Below are 20,352 nucleotides of genomic sequence, written 5' to 3'. Positions count from 1 at the left end.
AAAATTACGGAGGAAATTATGAAAAGACGAGTGATATGCATTTTAGGCATGCATCGAAGCGGAACTTCATTTATTGCACGTTGTGTTAACTTATTAGGTGTAGATTTGGGGCCAGAGCATCTACTTGTACCCGCTAGAAGTGATAATCCTGAAGGTTTTTGGGAGCATTCTGAGATTGTTCAAATTCATGACGACATTCTTGAACATTATAATTTAGCGTGGTATTCCCCTCATATACTTCCTGACAATTGGTGGAATGATGCTGGCATTATTAAATATAAACAAAAGTTAATTGAGATTATTAAACGTGATTTTGGCTCAAGTAATCTTTGGGGTTGGAAAGACCCGAGGACTTGCGTGCTGCTGCCACTATGGCTAGAAATATTTAAAAAACTCGATATTGAGATAAACTTTGTCATATGTATCAGAAATCCTCTGGATGTAGCAAATTCTTTGGAATTCCGCAATGGGCTCCCTGTAGAATATTCATATGGGCTATGGACTCTTTACACATTATCCGCGCTCTATTGGACCCAACAATATCCAAGATTTATGGTGATGTATGATGACTTCTTGGAAGACTGGAAGTATAATCTAAATGGAATTATTGAACAATTTGGAATTGAATGGCATCAAGATCAGGAACGATTGTATCAAGAAATAAACTCTTTCGCTAAACCTAGACTTAGACATAGTCAGTCAGACTTGGTTGACCTTGAAAATGCCCCATACATGGTTAAAGAAACATTTAAAAACTGCCTCATAGCTATACGTGAGAAAAGTATTATTAATTCATTAGAATTAACTAATTTAATTAGTAGTTTCTTTTCTTCCGCATCTCTGTTTTTTCTATATGAGCAGGAACTGATCTCATCTGGAATGATTCCTGGAGGTACGGTTCAAACTTTTTGGTCAAGTGTTAAAGAAGGCAATTTTGCTGAAGAGCGGTCTGAGAAAAAGATAATTAGACAAAAAAACAGACCGTACTCTTTTAGCTTTCAAATACCGCCACATACAACGTGTATTCGTATTGATCCGATAAATTGTCCGTGTATTTTTAAAATAGATTCAATAAAAATAAATGGATATTTAATTTGGGATTTGGGGAGTGATGACTCTCTGGAATCTCTCGTAAATATGCGGGGGATGCACAAATTACTCGCAACAGCTGGAGAGTATGTCTCATTTGATAGTGACCCTCATTTTTGGTTTTGCGATGAACAATATTATTCCGATGTAGAATCTATTCTAGAAATAAAACTAACGGTAAAAGTGAATTTGCATGAAAAAATCACTAGTTTATTGAATGGATTTACTGAAAACATCTCGAAATTAGAGGATTCTTTAAATCGGAAAGAACTTTCACATCTTGAAAAACAAAACGAAATTAACGAGCGAAATCAACAGTTAATAAAAGCGTACATGGAGTTAACTAAACATGATGAAGAATTAAATAAACAATATAATGATTTGACTAATCAACAGGAAGAATTAATTAAAGAATATGATGCATTGACTACTCAAAATGAAAAATTAAATAAGAAATATAATGAATTGAATTTGCAACATAATAGATTAAATCAAGATTATGGGAAGCTTGATACAAAAAATATCGATCAAGCACTGTTTCTTCAAAATATTTTGGAGTCGAAATCGTGGAAGTTAACAGCGCCTTTACGTTTATTAAAGAAAATCATTTCAAAAAAATAACTCGCAATTTAATGCAAACCATTTCAGCATCACGCCCTATTCTTATCGACAATCGGAAAACGAGTTATTTATTGGAGGCTATGATGGATTTAAAAAATAAATTTATAATTTTATTAGGAGCTTATAATAAGTCTAATGATAAAAAGAGAATTTTAAAAAAAATAGTGAAGTCTTATTTAAAGGGCGGAATAGCTGGATTAAAATTTGATATTCTTAATGTTGCAAGAAAGTCGGTAAATATTGAAGATATTTATGAAATGCAACAAGGACTTGAAATAGATTTAATACATACTACACAGTTCGTTACTGTATTAATTGAAATAGCTAATATGAATACGGATATAACTGCAACAATTCAAAGTTTAATAAATCAGACATATCAGAATATTAAAATAAAAATTATTGCACCACGCGGCTACAATCGGTATAAAGAATATGAATTTATTCATTATAACGAAATGCCGGGCGAAGTATATAAAGATGTAATTGATAACTTAGATAGTCCATATTTCATGATATTAAATGGAAGTAATGTTCTTGATAAAAACGCATTAGGTTTATTTGTTATGTCATTTGAGTGTAATGATAGCTCACTTGTATATTGTGATGAATGCATTTTTGATGGAAAAGATGGAAAAAGAGTAAGATACTTTGTTAAACCAGATTACTCTGAAATATTTAACGCAACATCGACGTATATTGAACAGGGTGTTGTTTTTTTAACAAAAAGAGCCCAAGAGATTTCGATTTTTTATAGTAATATAATGAGTTTTTCATCCAGATTGAATGACCTGATTTTTAAAATGCTAGAGATTAGTAATAGTAATGAAGTGCATCATATTAAAAAGGTGTTACTTCTTAGAAACAGTTTTGCAGAAAACAATAACATCATGCAAAACCTTTCAATTATTGAAAAAAATTTAAAAGCTAAAAATATTATTGGTAAAGCTCGTTATGAAAAAAATAAATATTATGTTTCTTTAAAACCAGCAACTCCTAAAGTATCTATAATTATTCCAAGTGAAAATTCTAAAAAGCTAATTAAATGCATCAATTCGATTAAACTGATTACTAAATATCCTGATTATGAGATTATTGTTATCTCAAATAATGAAGAGTCTCATTTAAGTTATATTTCAGATGTGAAAATTATTAGTTATAGTAATAGAGATTATAACTACGCTGGAATGTGTAATATAGGAGCTGAAAGCGCATCTGGTGAGGTTATTATTTTTCTAGATGAAGCGGTTAAAGTAGAAATTTCTGAATGGTTACAAGAAATAGTTACATGTTTTGAATTCAATCAAGTTGGAGCTGTATCTCCAAAAGTATTGAGAGAAGATAATACCATTCGATATTGTGGCATTATTTCAGGTGGATTTGGCTTTTTCCCGCTTCCGTTTAATGGAGATATTAACGTAAATATAGCCGGTGTTAACGATTACGCCTTTCTAAATAAAGAAGTATCTATATTATCAGCAACTTGTATTGCTATAAGAAAAGAAGTCTTTGAAAGAATTAAAGGCTTCAATGAACTGGAAACACCCGGAAAATTTAGTAATATTGATCTATCGTATAAGATACAGTCAGAAGGTTTACATTGTTTTTATTGCGCTGACAGCGTTATTTACTCAACTGACGATAACTGGTATGATAGTGAATTTGATGTAAATAATAACTCCGTATATTTATATATTTTGAAGAAATATTTCAATAAGCTAGAGTATGATCCCTATTTCACAAATGAAATGAAATATTGCTTTCTTAATAATATTCCACATGATTGTGCGTTCTACGCAGGTACCAATTCAATACGAATCGGGCGTTCAATTCTACTTGTGAGTCATGAATTATCATTAACAGGTGCTCCGGTTGCCTTACATAATGCGGCGAAAGTAATACTTGAGAATGGTGACTATCCAGTAATTGTTTCTCCATACGATGGAAAATTGAGGGAAAACCTGACGGCGGATGGTATTGACGTCATAATAGATTCTACTATTAATGGAAGTGAATTTTGGGTGAAATGGGGAAGGAATTTTGATTTAGTAATCGTAAGCACATTGGTTCAATATCATACAATTAACCATTTTAAAAATATCGATATTCCTGTAATTTGGTGGATACATGAATCTAAAGAAAGTTATTCCCGAGGTGCAAGTAAGTTAATTCCAAACGAATTAAGTAATAATATTTATGTTTATTGCGGTGGGGGTTATGCAAAAGAGACTTTGCAGGCATATAGGCCTAAGTACAAAGCTAATGAACTATTGTACTGTGTTCCTGATTATGCAAGCGAAATTAGTAAGAAAAATAGCTATGAGTTAGAAAATATAGAAAATAAAATCGTATTTACAACTGTTGGGACAATCGAGAAACGTAAAGGCCAAGATATTTTTGCAAAAGCGATTTTAGGTTTACCTATTGAATATTTTAAAAAATGTCGGTTCTTCTTCGTTGGAAGGAATATCGATAATGATATCTATAAGGAAATTTTGCAAGTTAAAAGCTTATATCCTGAGGAGATTACTTTAATAAATGAGGTTTCTCGCTATGAGCTTAGAGATGTATATAGACAGTCTGACGTAATCGTATGTTCGTCAATTGATGATCCGATGCCAGTATTTATGACAGAATGTTTGATGCTTTCAAAAATAGCAATTTGCTCAGAAAACACTGGAACAGCGTCATTGTTAAAAGATGAAGTTAATGGTTTTGTTTATACAGATAACGACTATGAAAAATTAAAACTGAAATTAATGTACGTAATTGATAATTTTGAGAATTTAACTTCAATTAAAAATGAAGGACGAAAAACATACGAAAACTATTTTACAGAATCGGTTTTTCATAGTAAACTCACAGAAATTATTGATAATATACTATTAGAGGTAGAAAAATGACAAGTGAACATGGTTCTTTTATTAAAAAAATAAAAAAAAGTAGTATAGTCAATGATGTTTTTTGCCATAATTTTATACAGATTACTGATGATAATTATCGTTCAGGGGCAGATAATTCTTTATTTGTAGTTAATTTAAAAGAAAAAACGAAGTGGATTAAAATCACCCACAATATTAAAGGAAATGTTGATGGGGCTAGATTAAAGCTTTATTATGCAGAAGCGCCTAAAAATGAGTTTAATGAAACCTATTCACTTGAACTTGGTTTTATGGATGGTGAGGATCATACAATAATCTATGAGCTAGTGAATGGTGAATATGACAGTCTCCGAATAGATTTTGGAATTAAACCATTTGACTTTAAATTAAATGAATTCAGCATCAGTAAACCTAAGTTAACTGAAAAGATGACAATAGAAATAGAGAAGAACCTGAGTTTGAAAAAGTTAAATACTATAATTAAGTATACGAGAGAAAACAATATCGGATTAGTTCGAATTGTGAAAACCTTGTTAAAAAAAGGTCTAAAAGAAACTTTGAAAAGTGCTAAGGCAACTGCTTCTAATGCATTAAATGAATTAGTAGAAAAGAAGACTAGTGTGCAAGTAGTTGAACCCTATCAAGTGAAAATAAAGAAAGAGCTACTTCCTCATCGGAAAAAGGTGTTACACTTTATTGAAAATTTTCATACAGGTGGTTCTTCCAGACTAATCATAGATATAATTGAACACTATGGTCATCTATACGAGCACAAAATTTTGACTATGGCATTTAGAGGTGCAGATGAGTTTTTGAATATTGATGTGCAAGTAATTGATATCAATGATGTGAAAGAAACTTTGAAAATAATAAATGAATATATACCAGATATTATTCATATCCACATTTGGGAAGGCGAGTGGTATGAAAAAGTATTTAATGTCTTGGAAAATGTTAATTGTAAGATTATTGAAAATGTTAATACGCCAGTTAAACCTATTTTAACAAACAATATAGATAACTATGTATTTGTAAGCAAATATGTTTTAGAAAAATTCCATGATGTATCAGATCCGAAAAGTATAGTAATTTACCCAGGTTCAGATTTTGAAATGTTTTCAAGAAAGCTAGAAGGTGATTATCTAGCAAAAGATACAATTGGAATGGTTTATCGATTAGGATATGATAAATTAAATCAGCATTCAATTGATGTATTCATTAAGACTGTACAAAAAAGACCACATACAAAAGTAATTATAGTTGGTGGTGGTCCTCAATTTGATTACTACGTGAGTAAAGTGAAAAATGCTGGTGTTTTAAAAAATTTCACTTTCACTGGTTACGTACCCTATGTTGATTTGCCATCATGGTATGAGAAACTAACTTTATTTATAGCTCCTGTTTGGAAGGAAAGTTTTGGGCAAGTATCACCATTCGCAATGAGCATGGGAATTCCAGTAGTAGGCTACGATATAGGTGCGCTTAACGAAATCATTGACAATAGTCGGTTGCTTGCGCCGCCTGATAATTCAGATAGGCTATCGGATATAATTGTTAATCTACTTGATGATTACAATGAATGTAAAGAAATAGGCCAAGCTAACCAAGCTCGTGCTTGGAATAGGTTTGGAGTAGAAAAAATGGTTGAAGATTATTATAAGTTATATAATGAATTAACAAAAAAATTTGGAGATTAATTAAAATGGAAACGTGTTTAGTACTTGGTGCTGGTGGATTCATCGGTAAAAATTTATGCAAGCAACTAGCAAAAAATTATAAAGTAATTGCTTATTCTATGCGAAGGACAAGTGAGCTAGAAGGTATTGAAAATTTATCGATGATTGAGGGCGACTTTGTAGAAACACAAGACTTCACGAGTTTATTGCAAGGTGTCGATAAGGTATTTCATCTCATAAGTACAACTATTCCTTCGGAAGATACAAGTCAAATAGACAGAGAAATAATTGAAAATGTAGTACCGACTGTTCGCCTCCTGAACAATATGGTTCAGTGTGGTGTTAACGAAATTATCTTTTCCTCTTCCGGAGGAACAGTCTATGGTGAGGCTGGGAGTCATGCAAGTAAAACGTCGGATAGATTAAATCCAATTAGTAGTTATGGCGTTCAAAAGAAAGTAATAGAGAGTTATTTGGAATTTTTTGGTTTACACTATGGGATTAGGTATAAGATAGCTAGAATATCAAATCCTTATGGTATTGGTCAAAGTCCTTTTAAGCCACAGGGAGTTATTCCTATTTTTGTGTATAGACTTTTTAATGATGAATCTATAACTATTTATGGAGATGGACACATCCAAAGAGATTATATCTATATGTCCGATTTAGTTGATGGCTTAATAAAATTAGTTCAATATCGAGGAGATAAGAAAATATTTAACATTGGATATGGCGAATCATATTCTCTACAAGAGATTATAAAACTAATTACTAGAAAATCTGGCAAAGATTTTTCGAACATTATTTATAAGAAAAGTAGAAAATGTGATGTATCAAAAGCATTATTGGATGTAGCAGATACAAAAAAAGAGTTGGATTGGAACCCGAAAATTGAATTGGATCTAGGAATAAGTATGCTGCTAGATTATAATAGATCCCATAATATTGGGCGTAATTAATAATTGTATAAGTGAGGTGATATGAATGAAGGGAATTATTCTTGCTGGAGGAAGTGGAACACGATTATATCCTCTTACTAAATCGATTTCAAAGCAGTTGTTACCCATTTATGATAAACCGATGATTTATTACCCATTATCTGTATTAATGCTTGCTGGTATAAAAGATATATTAATTATTTCTACTCCTGAAGATACGCCACGTTTTAAACAATTATTAGGAGATGGATCCGACCTTGGTATATTTATTAAATATGCAATTCAACCTTCACCGGACGGATTGGCACAAGCCTTTATTATTGGAGAAGATTTCATTGGCGACGATTCTGTAGCGTTAATTTTAGGAGATAATATTTTCTATGGTCATGGTTTTACAAGTATTTTAGAAAAAGCTAGCAGCAAAAAGAGTGGAGCTACAGTGTTTGGCTACAATGTGAAGGATCCTGAACGGTTTGGCGTTGTAGAGTTTGATGATTTTGGAAAAGTTCTTTCTATTGAAGAAAAGCCCTTACAGCCGAAATCAACTTATGCCGTAGTTGGGCTCTATTTTTATGATAACAGAGTTATTGAATTTGCGAAAAATATAAAGCCTTCTGCTCGTGGTGAGTTGGAGATTACAGATATAAATAAAGCTTATTTGGAGTGCGCTGAATTACATGTTGAATTGCTTGGACGCGGTTTCGCTTGGTTAGATACAGGTACTCACGAGTCTCTACTAGAGGCTTCAACTTTTATCGAGACTATAGAGCAACGTCAAAGCTTAAAGGTGGCTTGCCTAGAGGAGATCGCATTTCGCAAGAGGTATATTTCAAAGAAAAAGTTAATGGAATTAGCAGAACCTTTGAAAAAAAATGCATATGGTCAATATTTAATTGAACTTGCAAAGCGTGTGAAGTTAGGAGATGAATGATTTTTCATGCAAGTAGCAGAAACTTTTTTTTCGGTTGTATTGTTATTAGAACCAAAAGTGTTTGAGGATAACCGGGGATTTTTCATGGAGAGTTATAATCAGAAGAGATTTCTTGAATTAGGAGTAGATTGTTTGTTTATTCAAGATAATCATTCGCTCTCGGTTGAGTCCGGAGTAATTCGAGGTTTGCATTACCAATTACCTCCAAATGGTCAAGCTAAACTTGTACGTGTAATTGCTGGTGCCATATATGATGTGGTAGTAGATATACGCCATTCGTCTCCAACATTCGGGCAATGGATTGGCGTTTTTCTTAGTGCAGAAAATAAGCGCCAGTTGTATGTTCCGCAAGGTTTTGCTCATGGATTTTGTACAATGGTTCCCAATACAGAGGTCGTATATAAAGTAGACGAATTTTACTCTCCTGAGCATGATCGAGGTATTTTGTGGAACGATCCGGCATTAAAAATTGATTGGCCAACATCTACTCCTATTTTATCGGATAAAGATCAAAAACATCCGTTACTTAGAGACGCAACAATAAATTTTTGATGGTAAGAATTTAATAAACCACTTATATGATAAAAGGTATGTGGATAAGTATACAATAATATCAATGGACCTTTATTAGGAAGTGGCAATTAATGATGGTAAATTTTATTAATTTCAAAAGGAGTTATTTTCATGAAATTACTCATTACCGGCGGAGCTGGCTTCATCGGCAGCAATTTTGTTCATTATATGCTCACCCGATACCCAAAATATGAAATCGTTAATTTGGATGCACTATCATATGCCGGGAATTTGGAGAACCTTACGGAAATTGAAGGTTACAGTAAGTACTCATTTCTCAAAGGCGACATTACTAATAAAGAGCTAGTGAACAATATTTTTGAAAATGGCATAGATGCTGTCATACACTTCGCGGCGGAATCACATGTGGATCGAAGCATTATGGAACCAGACATTTTTGTGAAAACTAACGTGCTTGGCACCCAAGTACTGCTTGAAGCAGCAAAAAAATACGGTGTACAAAAATTTGTACATGTTTCCACAGACGAAGTATACGGTACGTTAGGTGAAACCGGCCTTTTTACAGAAAAAACGCCGCTTGCACCCAATAGCCCTTATTCTGCAAGTAAAGCTGGCTCTGACCTGCTTGTACGTGCCTATCATGAAACCTTCGGTCTAAACATCAATATTACGCGCTGCTCAAATAACTATGGACCGTATCAGTTTCCAGAAAAGCTTATCCCACTAATTATTGCTAATGCTTTATCAGACAGGCCTCTCCCTATATATGGAGATGGGTTGAATATTCGTGACTGGTTGTATGTAGAGGATCATTGTAGTGCAATTGACTTGGTGTTACATAAAGGTGTTAACGGAGAAGTATATAACATTGGCGGTAACAACGAAAGAACGAATATTCATATCGTACAGACGATTCTTCACGAGCTGGGCAAACCTGAGTCTCTTATTCAGTTTGTAAAAGATCGTCCAGGACATGATCGCCGTTATGGAATCGATGCAACAAAGATTGTATCTGAGCTTGGCTGGAAGCCTATTCATAATTTTGAAACAGGAATTAATGAAACGATTCGTTGGTATTTGGACAACCAAGCTTGGTGGAAGCGAATCCAGTCCGGAGAGTATCAGCAATATTTTGCTCAACAATATGGGCCCCGTCTAGGAGTGTAATATGAAAATATTAGTGACTGGGGCTAATGGCCAGTTAGGAAAAGATCTAGTCAAGTTTTTAGCAAAAGAACATGACGTTTATGGTTCAGGTAGGGATCAACTTGATATTACAAATGAAAATGAGTGTATAAGGGTTATTGCTGAGCTAAAACCAGAACTTATCATTCACTGCGCTGCGTATACGTCTGTGGATTTGGCGGAAACTGAAGAAGATCTAGCTTACAAGATTAATACCTATGGTACAAGAAATCTCACAGTAGCTGCTGAGAAAAATGATGCAAAATTGTGCTATATTAGCACGGACTACGTTTTTGATGGTACTGGAACTAAACCTTACAGAGAATTTGACAATACAAATCCTCAGAACGTATATGGAAAGTCCAAAAGAGCAGGGGAGCAGCTAGTCCAGTCACTGTCTTCCCGATATTTTATAGTAAGGACATCGTGGGTATATGGTGTAAATGGTTCTAACTTTGTGAAAACCATACTTAACCTGTCTCAGGATCGAGATACACTTAAGGTAGTCAGTGATCAAATAGGTTCGCCTACTTATACTATGGATCTCGCTCATTTTCTCAATCAGCTTGTCCAAACTGAAAAGTACGGTATTTACCATGCTTCTAACGCTGGATTCTGTTCATGGTTTGAGTTTGCATGCGCTATTATTGAGGACAGCGGTTTGAAGACAGAGATTTTGCCTTGTAAGACAGAAGAGTTTCCACGCACAGCTCCTAGGCCTCTTTATTCGGTCATGGAGCATATGTCGATACGAGCAAATGGATTTGAAGATTTAAGACCATGGCGAGAGGGATTACAGGAGTTTCTTAAGGATTTCGCGACGAACCATCGTTGAGAGAATGGACTACTTGAATCAATAAATGGTTCAAGTAGTTTTTTTATGACTATTTCCATTCCAAGTGATAATTACTTGACGATCGCCCTAGAGAGGCTTAACATGATGAGGAAATCCGACAAACTTCTGAGGGTGGTGCATTACCATGGAAAATTCATCTAATATTCTAACTTTTCATAAATCAACGATTAATAAACAGGATCGTAATAAACTTAATCAACATAAAAGCTGTGTATTATGGTTTACTGGCTTATCTGGCTCAGGGAAATCAACGTTAGCAAATGAAGTAGAGAAGCAACTTTTTGCAAAAGGAATTCGAACGTACATCCTCGACGGAGATAACATTCGCCTAGGTCTTAACAAAAATTTAAGCTTTAATGCAGAGGATCGAAAAGAGAATATTCGCAGGATAGGTGAAGTATCCAAATTATTCGTGGATGCAGGAGTGCTAGTTCTGACAGCATTTATTTCACCATATGAAGCAGATAGGACAATGGCAAGAAACATGTTTGATACGAATGAATTTATTGAGATCTACGTGAACTGTTCATTAGAAATCTGCGAGCAACGTGACCCCAAAGGTCTTTATAAAAAGGCTCGAAATGGAGAAATTATCGATTTTACTGGAATTTCCGCACCATATGAGACGCCAAGTTCGCCAGATCTGAACATAGAAACCGGAAAGTACTCTCTTGAAGAATCAGTTGAGCATATTATCGAGTTCTTGATTCAAAAGCAAATATTATAAGTAGAACGGTTGAGAAATACCACGTCATATAAAGATACTATAATTGATTTGTTTGTTGGTATTTTGGTTAAATTACCTTCTGTAGACGGAATATTTCATTAGTTATTTAATTGTGTAATTATAGATTGGGAGGACTAATTTTGATTAAAACGTTGAATTCATTAAAATTTTTAGTTGCAATTCTTATTTACTTACATCATTTAAATTATCCAGGGGGACTAGGTGCTGTTGGTGTAACTTTCTTTTTTGTGATTTCAGGTTTCACTATGGCAATTGGTTATCATAATAAATTTACTAAGTTAAATAAGTTTGATGTATTCAATTTCTACTTTAAAAGATTTTCAAGAATATACCCATTGTATTTTTTAACAGCGTTAATTGCTATACCAGTTATGTTTTATACAAAATTCGAAATTAACCTATACAACTCAATAACAAATTTATTCATGATCCAAAGTTATTTTCCCAGCGGCAAAGAAATTTTTGCTTTTAATAGTGTTTCTTGGTTTATCGCTGATGTTGTATTTTTTTATTTTTTAACACCTTTTTTAATTAATGTTGTTCACAAGCTTGAAGTAATGAGTAGAAAATATATTTTATTAATCCTACTACTATGTTTATTTATTGTAGCTTCAGTTGTTGCTTATCAATATCGTGGGCAAATGGAAGCTTACAGTGTTGGCTGGTGGTTTATTTATATTTCTCCTTTCTTTAGGGTTTTTGATTACATTATTGGATTATTTTCTGGGTTTTTATTTATAAAAGTGAACGAAATAATAAGGAATAGATTTACTAATTTCAGTTTACTATTTACTATTCTTGAATTTGGTGCTGTTGGTATCTTAATAGCTTCATATAAATCAACATTCTTAGGATTTGTATCTTTCAAATATGGACTTTACTATATTCCAGCATTTATTATTATTATTTTTGTGTTAGCCTTTCAGAAAGGGCTACTTTCTCTTCTACTGTCAAATAAAATATTAGTTTATTTGGGTAACTTAAGCTTTCCAATATTCTTATTACATCAGTTGGTGATATCCTATACATCAATTTATTTCACATCTGGTCTATTTGGATATAATAGCAATATAACGCACATAATTCCTCAACTTATATTATTTATTGTAATCGTATCACTTAGTGATTCAGTTCATCGCTATATTGAGATTCCAATAAACAATAAATTTATCGGTTATCTCAAGCATCGCATTAAATAAGTATTTCTGAAATACCGCAGTAGGACGATTTTTCACAATAAAAGAATTGAGCGTACAAAAAGAAGGATAGCAAATAAAAGAAATTTGGAAACGGACTTCACCAATTGCTAGGAATCTATTAAGTAGTTAGGAGAAAGTAAGGATGCAAACTATTAGTATCCACATTGTTACTTTTAATAGTTCTGAACATATCGAAGATTGTTTGAAAGCGGTACTTAAGCAATCATATCCGATTAAACAGATTGTAGTGATTGATAATGCATCAAAAGACGATACGTTAGTATGGTTAGCAAAATGGTCCGAGCAATGTACAATTGTTCAAAACAAAGTTAATAACGGATTCGCTGGTGGACATAATCAAGCGATTCGGATGACAGATACGGATTATTGTTTGATTCTTAATCCAGATGTCGCTCTAAAGCCGGATTATATACGTAATACGATCCAGGCGATGCAACGTAGCACTAAAGCAGGCTGTGCAACTGGAAAATTAATTTTCAAGGCAGCCCCTCATCACATCGATAGCACGGGGCTCATCATCAATAAAGCGCGGAGAGCCTTTGACCGCGGCGCTCATCAGTCAAACGAACTTTTTCACCAAGCAGAAGAAGTGTTCGGCGTCTCCGGCGCAGCTGCGATGTACTCACGAAAAATGATTAACGACATCAGTCTGAATGGTGAGTTTTTTGATGAAGATTTTTTTGCCTACAAAGAAGATGTAGATGTGGCTTGGCGTGCTCAATTATTGGGCTGGAAGGCAATCTATGAGCCATCCGCGATAGCGTATCATGAACGGGGCTGGAAGGAAGGGGGCAGACGCAGCAAGCCGCTTTTTGTTCGAAGATTGTCCTATATCAATCGCTATAAAATGATGGTGAAGAACGATAGCATCAACATGATTATGAAGAGCATCTTTCCTTTTTTAATCTACGAATGTCTTAGTCTTATATACGCCATCTTACGCGAGCCGAAGCTTTTAGGGGCTTGGTCGGACTTTTATCGTAAGTATCCTGAGCTTAAGAGTAAGAGAAGATTAATTCGTGCTAAAAGAAGACGGTCAGCATCTGATGTTAATAAATGGTTTACCCAGTAATCTCCCAAGATTAGCAACCGCTAGTCTTTTTTTCTTAGGCAAAATTTAATATTCTCGTGTTATACTAAGGACAATTAATTTAAAAATGAGGTCATCTCGTGGATTTATCCATTATCATCGTGAACTACAAAACGAAGCATCTAACACTAGCCTGTATTGAATCGGTTTTTTCGTCAATTACATCATACAAATACGAGATCATTCTTGTTGATAACTCATCCAACGATGGAACGATACTGGCAGTCAATGTGCAGTTCCCACAGGTAGTTACTATCGCCAATTCGGACAACGTAGGATTCTCCAAAGCCAACAACCAAGGCATGCGCATCGCCAAAGGTCGTTACGTCTTGCTTCTGAACTCCGATACGATTGTCCAACAAGATACATTCCAAACAATGCTGCATTTCATGGACGAGAATCCCATTGTAGGAGCCAGCGGCTGCAAAATCGTGCTCCCCGATGGTTCACTCGACAAAGCCTGTAAAAGAGGCTTCCCGACCCCTTCAGCATCGTTCTACTATGTGTTCGGTTTTTCCAAGATATTCCCGAAAATCCACAGATTTAATAAATATCAGCTTGGTTATTTAGATCCTAACCAACAATATCCAATCGACTCACTAGTCGGTGCATTCATGCTCGTACGCCGCGAGGCGATTGACCAAGTGGGCTTGCTTGATGAGGAATTTTTTATGTATGGTGAAGATATCGATTGGTGTTATAGAATCAAGGAAGCAGGCTGGGTAAACTATTATTACCCCAAGACACAAATTGTCCATCATAAAGGGGCAAGTAGTCGACGTAAGCCGTATAAAATCATCTATGAGTTTCATCGGGCGATGATCTTGTTTCATAATAAGCACTATCGTAGGCAGTATTCTTGGCTGACAAATGCGATGGTCTATGCAGGTGTAGGTGTGAAATTCAGCCTTGCACTAGCGAAAAATAAATTACGTCCGGCGAGGTGATCCCGTTTGATCCGTCAGAGTCAAGGCTTCTTGACCCAACTATACGCACTGGCTGATTTCATATGTATCCAGCTTGTGTTTCTCTTTTCATGGTGGCTAAAATTTAAAAGCGGATGGATCCCATACGGGTCACCGCTGCCATTTAAACACTACGTCATGTGGAGTATTACTTACGCTGTTATCGCGATTTTCATTAGCTATTTGGTGAATTTTTATACGCCGAAGCGGAGAAAAAGGTTCTCTTTCGAGGTTTTGAAAATCATTCAAGTACATGCATTTAGCTTGCTGATGTTACTTAGTGTGCTATTTATCCTTAAAGAAGTCGACGTTTCACGTTCGTATTTGTTACTGTTTCTAGTGAACAATATTCTTCTCATTAGTTTTTATCGCTATTTCATCAAAATCTCGCTAAAACGAGCTCGACAAAAAGGTTATAATAAACAATTCATCCTCATTCTCGGTGCAGGCTCACTTGGCCGCAAATTTTATACAAAACTTAAACAGCATCCAGAGCTAGGCTATGAAGTTGTAGGCTTTCTTGATGATTATCAGGAAAAGCATGAGGTCACTTATCAGTCCTATAAACCGATTATCGGGAAGATTGACGAGTTGGAGGCGATCCTGAACGATCGCATTGTAGACGAGGTTATTATCGCGCTTCCTTTGGACGCCCATCAGAAGTTCGGCAGTATTATTAATGTTTGTGAAAAAATTGGCGTCAAAACGTTGATTATCCCTGACTTTTATGATTTCTTGCCATCGCGGCCATATTTTGATAATTTTGCAGATATGCCATTAATTAATGTGCGTGATATCCCGTTAGACGAGTTCCGCAACCGTTTGTTCAAACGAATTTTCGACATCGTATTCGCATCTGCTGCGATCTTGGTAACATCCCCCGTTATGCTCGCGGCTGCTATTGCCATTAAAATGAGCTCTGACGGTCCTATCATTTTCAAACAAGAACGTGTGGGCCTGAATCGCAGAAACTTTAAGATGTACAAGTTCCGAAGCATGAAAGTGCTAGGAGACAAGGTTTCGAATACGGAGTGGACGGTAGAAAATGACCCGCGGCGAACGAAGGTCGGCACATTTTTACGTAAAACAAGTCTTGATGAATTGCCTCAATTCTTCAATGTGTTGTTTGGCCATATGAGTGTAGTGGGCCCGAGGCCGGAGCGTCCTTATTTTGTGGAACAATTTAAGGAAGAAATACCGAAGTATATGGTCAAGCATCACATAAGACCTGGGATTACGGGATGGGCGCAGAGCAACGGTTTGCGCGGTGATACGTCGATTGAGGAACGGATTAAGCATGATATTTTCTACATCGAAAATTGGACTTTTTTATTTGATATCAAAATTATTTGGAGAACGATTGTGAAAGGTTTTATTAATAAAAACGCTTATTGATAAAAAATTTCTAATCACCCGCATGATTCGCCAACATTTTCCCCATACTATTGCATATACTGAGTAGGCGGGGAGGTTTTACTATGATCGATCATGAAGACGCTTATCAGGATGATCATTTCTCGATCGGCAAAGGTTTGATTGTCGGTGTGGTCTTCGGTTCCCTGATATGGGCAGGTATAATTGCGGGTATCGTGTATATATGGTAGTTGCATCACATACAAGAGAGAGGCTGCTGGGGCTGTGAAGCTCACAGTGGCCTTTTTACGTTCTAAGCAACTAACTTGGTCACCTGCCTCTAAACCATCGCCTGAAGCTTTCTACGACTCTCTTGCATATGTTAGAAACAGAGGTGAGTGAAAGTATGAAGATTACGACAACAGCAATAGATGGACTAGTGATTGTTGAACCTGAGATCCATGCGGATCATCGGGGATTTTTTATGGAAAGTTATCATGCTGGGAAGCTGGCAGAGCAGGGGATAATGATAGATTTTGTTCAAGACAATCATTCACTCTCCGAAGAAATTGGTGTACTGCGTGGATTGCATTACCAGCTGAACCCGCATGCACAGACGAAGTTGGTCAGAGTTATATCAGGATCCATTTACGATGTGGCCGTTGATATTCGTCCAAGTTCCCCTACATTTGGTAAATGGGTGGGTGTTATCCTTAGCGCCGAGAATAAGCGTCAGTTGCTAGTCCCACAGGGCTTCGCACATGGTTTCTGTACACTAGAGCCAAAGACGCAGGTGCTGTATAAGGTGGATGCGTATTATTCGCCGCAGTATGACCGCGGAATTTTGTGGCGTGATCCGGCAATCGGCATAACGTGGCCAGCGAGCGATCCTATTTTATCAGCAAAAGATGAAAAGCACCCATTATTGAAGGATGAGGAAATTAATTTTTAAATGTAGTAGCTAGGTGGTTGGAAGTCGAATGTTGATGCTTTTTAATAGGAATCTAAGTTATAATGAGTACAGAACACTTGTTATGATAAGGAGCGGATATCGTGGCTGAAATGACAGATCGGGAGTTTTTAAGTGCAATCCTAGGCAGAATGAATGAAATTGGTGCAGATGTAACAGCAATTAAGGACCGGGTTGAAAGCATGGATAGAAGATTAAGCCGTGTTGAAGATCGATTAGATTCAATGGATCACAGATTAGATTCAATGGACAATAGATTAAATTCAGTGGATGTTTCTTTAAAAGAAGTAAAACAAGTCCAAACTCAACAAGGTGAGCAAATTGCCGGCATTGCAGTAACAATGATGGAGCACGCGGCAAGCATTCGAACACTGAAGTTAGTCAAATAAGAGCAGGATTAGAGATTATTCTAATTCTGCTCTTTTCTTTCAAAACCACTACGGTAACTCTTTTCACGTCCAAGCCCCAACTCGTCTGCATAATCGAACAAGTCCCCTCATATGCATGTACTATGTTGATGTTAATCATGAGTGAGGGGATGATCGAATGCGCCGGGTCACATGGGTTGTAGCAGTGGTAATGTGCGTAGCATTGGTTCTCGCAGGATGCGGGATGGGTAAAAAGGATGCAGGATCTATCGTAAAGGACTTGGATCATGTGATGGGCAAGTCGAGCAGCTATCAAGCATCAGGCAGCATGATTCTAAACACAGGGCAGCAGCCACAAGAGTATGCAGTTGAGGTAGCGTTCTCGCCGGAGCATTTCTACCGGATTTCACTGACAAATGCTACGAAGGATGTTACTCAAATTGTTTTGCGTAATGAAGAAGGTGTGTTCGTCTTGACGCCGCATTTGAAGAAGAGCTTCCGCTTCCAAAGTGATTGGCCGGAGAATCAAGGTCAGGTGTATCTGTTCCAATCTTTAGCGAAAAGTATTATTGCGGATAAGGATCGCCAATTTACGACGGACAAGGACTCCTACGTGTTCGATGTTGCCGCAAATTACCAGAATGAACAGCTTTCTCGCCAGAAGATCTGGCTGAATAAGAAAACTCTTGCACCTGCGCAAGTTCAAGTGTCAGATGCGAATCAGAATGTATTGGTGCAAGTGAATTTCACGCACTTTGAGTTTGATACGGATTTTGATAAGGATTACTTCCAAATGGAGCGCAATATGACCAGCTGGAACTTGCAGCAAACGATGCCTACGTCAGCTGACGTTGCGGTGACTGATGCGGATCACCCTGCGGCAACTGGGGGCAAATCGGTAACGGACAAAAATCTGTCCGCAACAGGCGGCCAATCCGATCAATCCAAAGCTACGGGCACTACGACGAAACCAGATGCAACGAAAACGGCACCAGCGACGGCCAAAGCACAAAGCATTGGCATTGTTGAGCCATACTACTTGCCAAAAGATGTTGTGAAACAAGACATCACCGATATGAAGTTGGGTGAGGATGCCGCGGTGCTTTTACGATACAAAGGCAAATATAGCTTCAATTTAATTGAAGTTAGACCGCAAGCCAAATCGGTTTCACTGCCTCCAGGGGACATTGTTGACCTCGGGTTCACGGTAGGGGTACTTACAGGGAATGGATCGAAGGATGAGCCGAGAACGCTGACTTGGACAAATGATGGTGTTGAGTTCCGCATGTTCACAGGCGATATGCCAGTTAATGAAATGATTCAAGTTGCGATGGCGACGGATGGACAGTCTGGGAAATAATCTCGATTGTGTGTCAAAATGAGAAGGCTCTGCACCCAAGGTGCAGGGTTTTTTCGCGCTTTTAGCCACTATTTTCACATTAATTTTAAAAGAAGATTTATCCAATCCCCACGAACGGGCGTTTTTTTGGTATAATGCAACTTTGGAGCGAATAGATAATTGGAGTGTTTAAGATGAGTACAATTGATAATTTAACAATGGAAGAGCAGATGCTGTTCTGGGAAAATGAGACGATTGCCTTCGGGAAGCATTTAACGGACGAAGGTAAATTGAAAACAGAAACTACCGAAAAGCATGTGGATCGCATACGTTTTGTGACGACGGAGTATATGGTTCGTTATGAGATTGGTTATGAGGATCTGCAAGGTGAAACGATTGTTGATTTCTTAGGTCGCTTTGCGATCAGTCATGTCTTGAATAGTACAGAGTCGGATATTACAGCTTATTTGACGGCATTGAAAAAATGGGTGCAATATCTGGGGCTTACATCCAAAATTTCGAAGGAACAAATCACATCACTGAATGAGGTATGTAAGCAAAAAACGTACTTCTTAGAGCGTTTTGATCAATATATGAAAGCAGATAGTGATTACGCATTGGAGCGTTGGCTGAACTCGAATGACATTGGGGCGCACCTATCCCCTGTTAAGGCAGCGTCTAAGAAAAAGCTGAACCCACTTGTGGTTGACGAGAAGCTGTATCAGCTTTGGATGGATGGTCGGACAGCTGTCCCGCAAATCGTCCAGGAGTTCAGAGCTTTTCTCGATGCTGTGCAGGCCGGAAAGAACGTCAAGTTGTCTGCTGCGCGCAAGCATTTGCCGCGTAAGTTCTGGAGTGAGTTCGATGAGGGGCAGAATCTGCAGCTTTTCCGTAAGCCAACGTTGAATCAAGACCAAGAGCCGGTGTATCAATTCTTTTTCTATGTAGCGTTAGTACTGGGAATGACAGAAGAAGGCACACAGCTTACAGTGAATGCGAAGCAATTGGCGAACTACTTGGCGCTTTCGGAGCAGGAGCAGGCAGTCCTCTTACTAAACACGCTTTGGAACAAGTTAGCATGGGGGATTCTGGAGGAAGTCAATGAAGGCGGACGTCCGGAAGATATTCAGGCTTGGAGAAGAGCGATTGCTAGTGTGCTTGCAAGCTGGACAGTCGGACTTACGTATGATGTGAAAAAAGAATGGGATAAACATCGCCAATCCGGGATTCTTTTGGATACAAGCTCTGATGTATTCTTACACGCGGTAGCAACAATTTTGGTGCGTTTTGGCTTGATCCAAGCTCAATTCCTACCAGATTCCGAGATGAAATACGGTTTTGAGAGAAAACCAGTCACGATGACCGTGCAAGAATCAGGTAACCGAGTATTCCGTTATTTTGTAAATGAAGCGGCTTATATATTGAAAAGTGCTCCTGTTTCTGCCTCTGAGCAAAGCAAAATTGGACGTAATGATCCTTGCCCATGCGGCAGCGGCAAAAAATATAAAAAGTGCTGCTTGTAAGACGATTACGAGAGTTAACAGCATTTTGATATCAGGCGTAACATAAATTTACTTGGAAGTGGAT

18 protein-coding genes are annotated in these 20,352 nt (G+C 36.9%); all 18 read left to right on the top strand.

Annotation, left to right across the window (positions count from 1 at the left end; genetic code table 11):
• The first annotated feature begins 18 nt into the window (after nucleotides 1–18).
• The 18 genes from AC58QT_RS14290 (at nucleotide 19) to AC58QT_RS14205 (ending at nucleotide 20,288) form a co-directional block, all read left to right on the top strand.
• Entirely contained in the window at nucleotides 19–1,710 is a 1,692-nt protein-coding gene (locus AC58QT_RS14290) for a sulfotransferase family protein (protein WP_497409551.1), read from the top strand.
• Complete coding sequence (locus AC58QT_RS14285) at nucleotides 1,656–4,613, top strand: glycosyltransferase (RefSeq protein ID WP_497409550.1); 2,958 nt, start codon at nucleotides 1,656–1,658, stop codon at nucleotides 4,611–4,613. The genes AC58QT_RS14290 and AC58QT_RS14285 overlap by 55 nt, the downstream gene beginning before the upstream one ends.
• Nucleotides 4,610–6,289, top strand: a complete 1,680-nt coding sequence (locus tag AC58QT_RS14280; RefSeq protein WP_497409549.1) for a glycosyltransferase family 4 protein — start codon at nucleotides 4,610–4,612, stop codon at nucleotides 6,287–6,289. Before AC58QT_RS14285 ends, AC58QT_RS14280 begins: the two co-directional genes overlap by 4 nt.
• 5 nt (nucleotides 6,290–6,294) lie before the next feature.
• Nucleotides 6,295–7,227, top strand: a complete 933-nt coding sequence (locus AC58QT_RS14275) for an NAD-dependent epimerase/dehydratase family protein (RefSeq protein WP_497409548.1) — start codon at nucleotides 6,295–6,297, stop codon at nucleotides 7,225–7,227.
• A 25-nt stretch (nucleotides 7,228–7,252) separates the two neighbouring features.
• On the top strand, nucleotides 7,253–8,137 hold the full coding sequence (gene rfbA, locus AC58QT_RS14270) for a glucose-1-phosphate thymidylyltransferase RfbA (RefSeq protein ID WP_497409547.1): 885 nt from the start codon (nucleotides 7,253–7,255) through the stop codon (nucleotides 8,135–8,137).
• A gap of 6 nt (nucleotides 8,138–8,143) precedes the next feature.
• Nucleotides 8,144–8,689, top strand: a complete 546-nt coding sequence (gene rfbC, locus AC58QT_RS14265) for a dTDP-4-dehydrorhamnose 3,5-epimerase (RefSeq protein WP_497409546.1) — start codon at nucleotides 8,144–8,146, stop codon at nucleotides 8,687–8,689.
• 132 nt (nucleotides 8,690–8,821) lie between these two features.
• Entirely contained in the window at nucleotides 8,822–9,838 is a 1,017-nt protein-coding gene (gene rfbB / locus AC58QT_RS14260; RefSeq protein ID WP_497409545.1) for a dTDP-glucose 4,6-dehydratase, read from the top strand.
• A gap of 1 nt (nucleotide 9,839) precedes the next feature.
• Nucleotides 9,840–10,691, top strand: coding sequence for a dTDP-4-dehydrorhamnose reductase (gene rfbD / locus AC58QT_RS14255; RefSeq protein ID WP_497409544.1), 852 nt, complete (start codon nucleotides 9,840–9,842; stop codon nucleotides 10,689–10,691).
• Nucleotides 10,692–10,836: 145 nt separating this feature from the next.
• The gene (gene cysC, locus AC58QT_RS14250; RefSeq protein WP_497409543.1) at nucleotides 10,837–11,439 is read left to right on the top strand and encodes an adenylyl-sulfate kinase; all 603 of its coding nucleotides are present in this window, start codon (nucleotides 10,837–10,839) and stop codon (nucleotides 11,437–11,439) included.
• A gap of 140 nt (nucleotides 11,440–11,579) precedes the next feature.
• Nucleotides 11,580–12,659 (top strand): acyltransferase family protein, encoded by a 1,080-nt coding sequence (locus tag AC58QT_RS14245; protein ID WP_497409542.1) that lies wholly within the window; start codon nucleotides 11,580–11,582, stop codon nucleotides 12,657–12,659.
• A gap of 142 nt (nucleotides 12,660–12,801) precedes the next feature.
• Nucleotides 12,802–13,752 carry a glycosyltransferase family 2 protein gene (locus AC58QT_RS14240; protein WP_497409541.1) on the top strand — a complete coding sequence of 317 codons (951 nt, stop codon included), beginning with the start codon at nucleotides 12,802–12,804 and terminating at the stop codon, nucleotides 13,750–13,752.
• Nucleotides 13,753–13,850: 98 nt separating this feature from the next.
• Nucleotides 13,851–14,717 (top strand): glycosyltransferase family 2 protein, encoded by an 867-nt coding sequence (locus AC58QT_RS14235; protein ID WP_497409540.1) that lies wholly within the window; start codon nucleotides 13,851–13,853, stop codon nucleotides 14,715–14,717.
• A gap of 6 nt (nucleotides 14,718–14,723) precedes the next feature.
• A complete protein-coding gene (locus AC58QT_RS14230) occupies nucleotides 14,724–16,130 on the top strand; it encodes an undecaprenyl-phosphate glucose phosphotransferase (RefSeq protein WP_497409539.1) in 1,407 nt (468 codons plus the stop codon).
• Nucleotides 16,131–16,213: 83 nt separating this feature from the next.
• Nucleotides 16,214–16,339, top strand: a complete 126-nt coding sequence (locus AC58QT_RS14225; RefSeq protein WP_497409538.1) for a hypothetical protein — start codon at nucleotides 16,214–16,216, stop codon at nucleotides 16,337–16,339.
• 155 nt (nucleotides 16,340–16,494) lie between these two features.
• Nucleotides 16,495–17,040 carry a dTDP-4-dehydrorhamnose 3,5-epimerase gene (gene rfbC / locus AC58QT_RS14220; protein ID WP_497409537.1) on the top strand — a complete coding sequence of 182 codons (546 nt, stop codon included), beginning with the start codon at nucleotides 16,495–16,497 and terminating at the stop codon, nucleotides 17,038–17,040.
• A gap of 101 nt (nucleotides 17,041–17,141) precedes the next feature.
• Nucleotides 17,142–17,447 carry a hypothetical protein gene (locus AC58QT_RS14215; RefSeq protein WP_497409536.1) on the top strand — a complete coding sequence of 102 codons (306 nt, stop codon included), beginning with the start codon at nucleotides 17,142–17,144 and terminating at the stop codon, nucleotides 17,445–17,447.
• Nucleotides 17,448–17,604: 157 nt separating this feature from the next.
• Nucleotides 17,605–18,786 (top strand): LolA family protein, encoded by a 1,182-nt coding sequence (locus AC58QT_RS14210; RefSeq protein WP_497280669.1) that lies wholly within the window; start codon nucleotides 17,605–17,607, stop codon nucleotides 18,784–18,786.
• A gap of 173 nt (nucleotides 18,787–18,959) precedes the next feature.
• Entirely contained in the window at nucleotides 18,960–20,288 is a 1,329-nt protein-coding gene (locus tag AC58QT_RS14205; RefSeq protein WP_497409535.1) for a YecA family protein, read from the top strand.
• The last annotated feature ends 64 nt before the right edge of the window (nucleotides 20,289–20,352 follow it).

This window comes from Paenibacillus sp. J31R109 (assembly GCF_059692055.1).
Note: the sequence above shows the minus strand (reverse complement) of the source record. Positions and strands in the feature narration are given on the sequence as shown.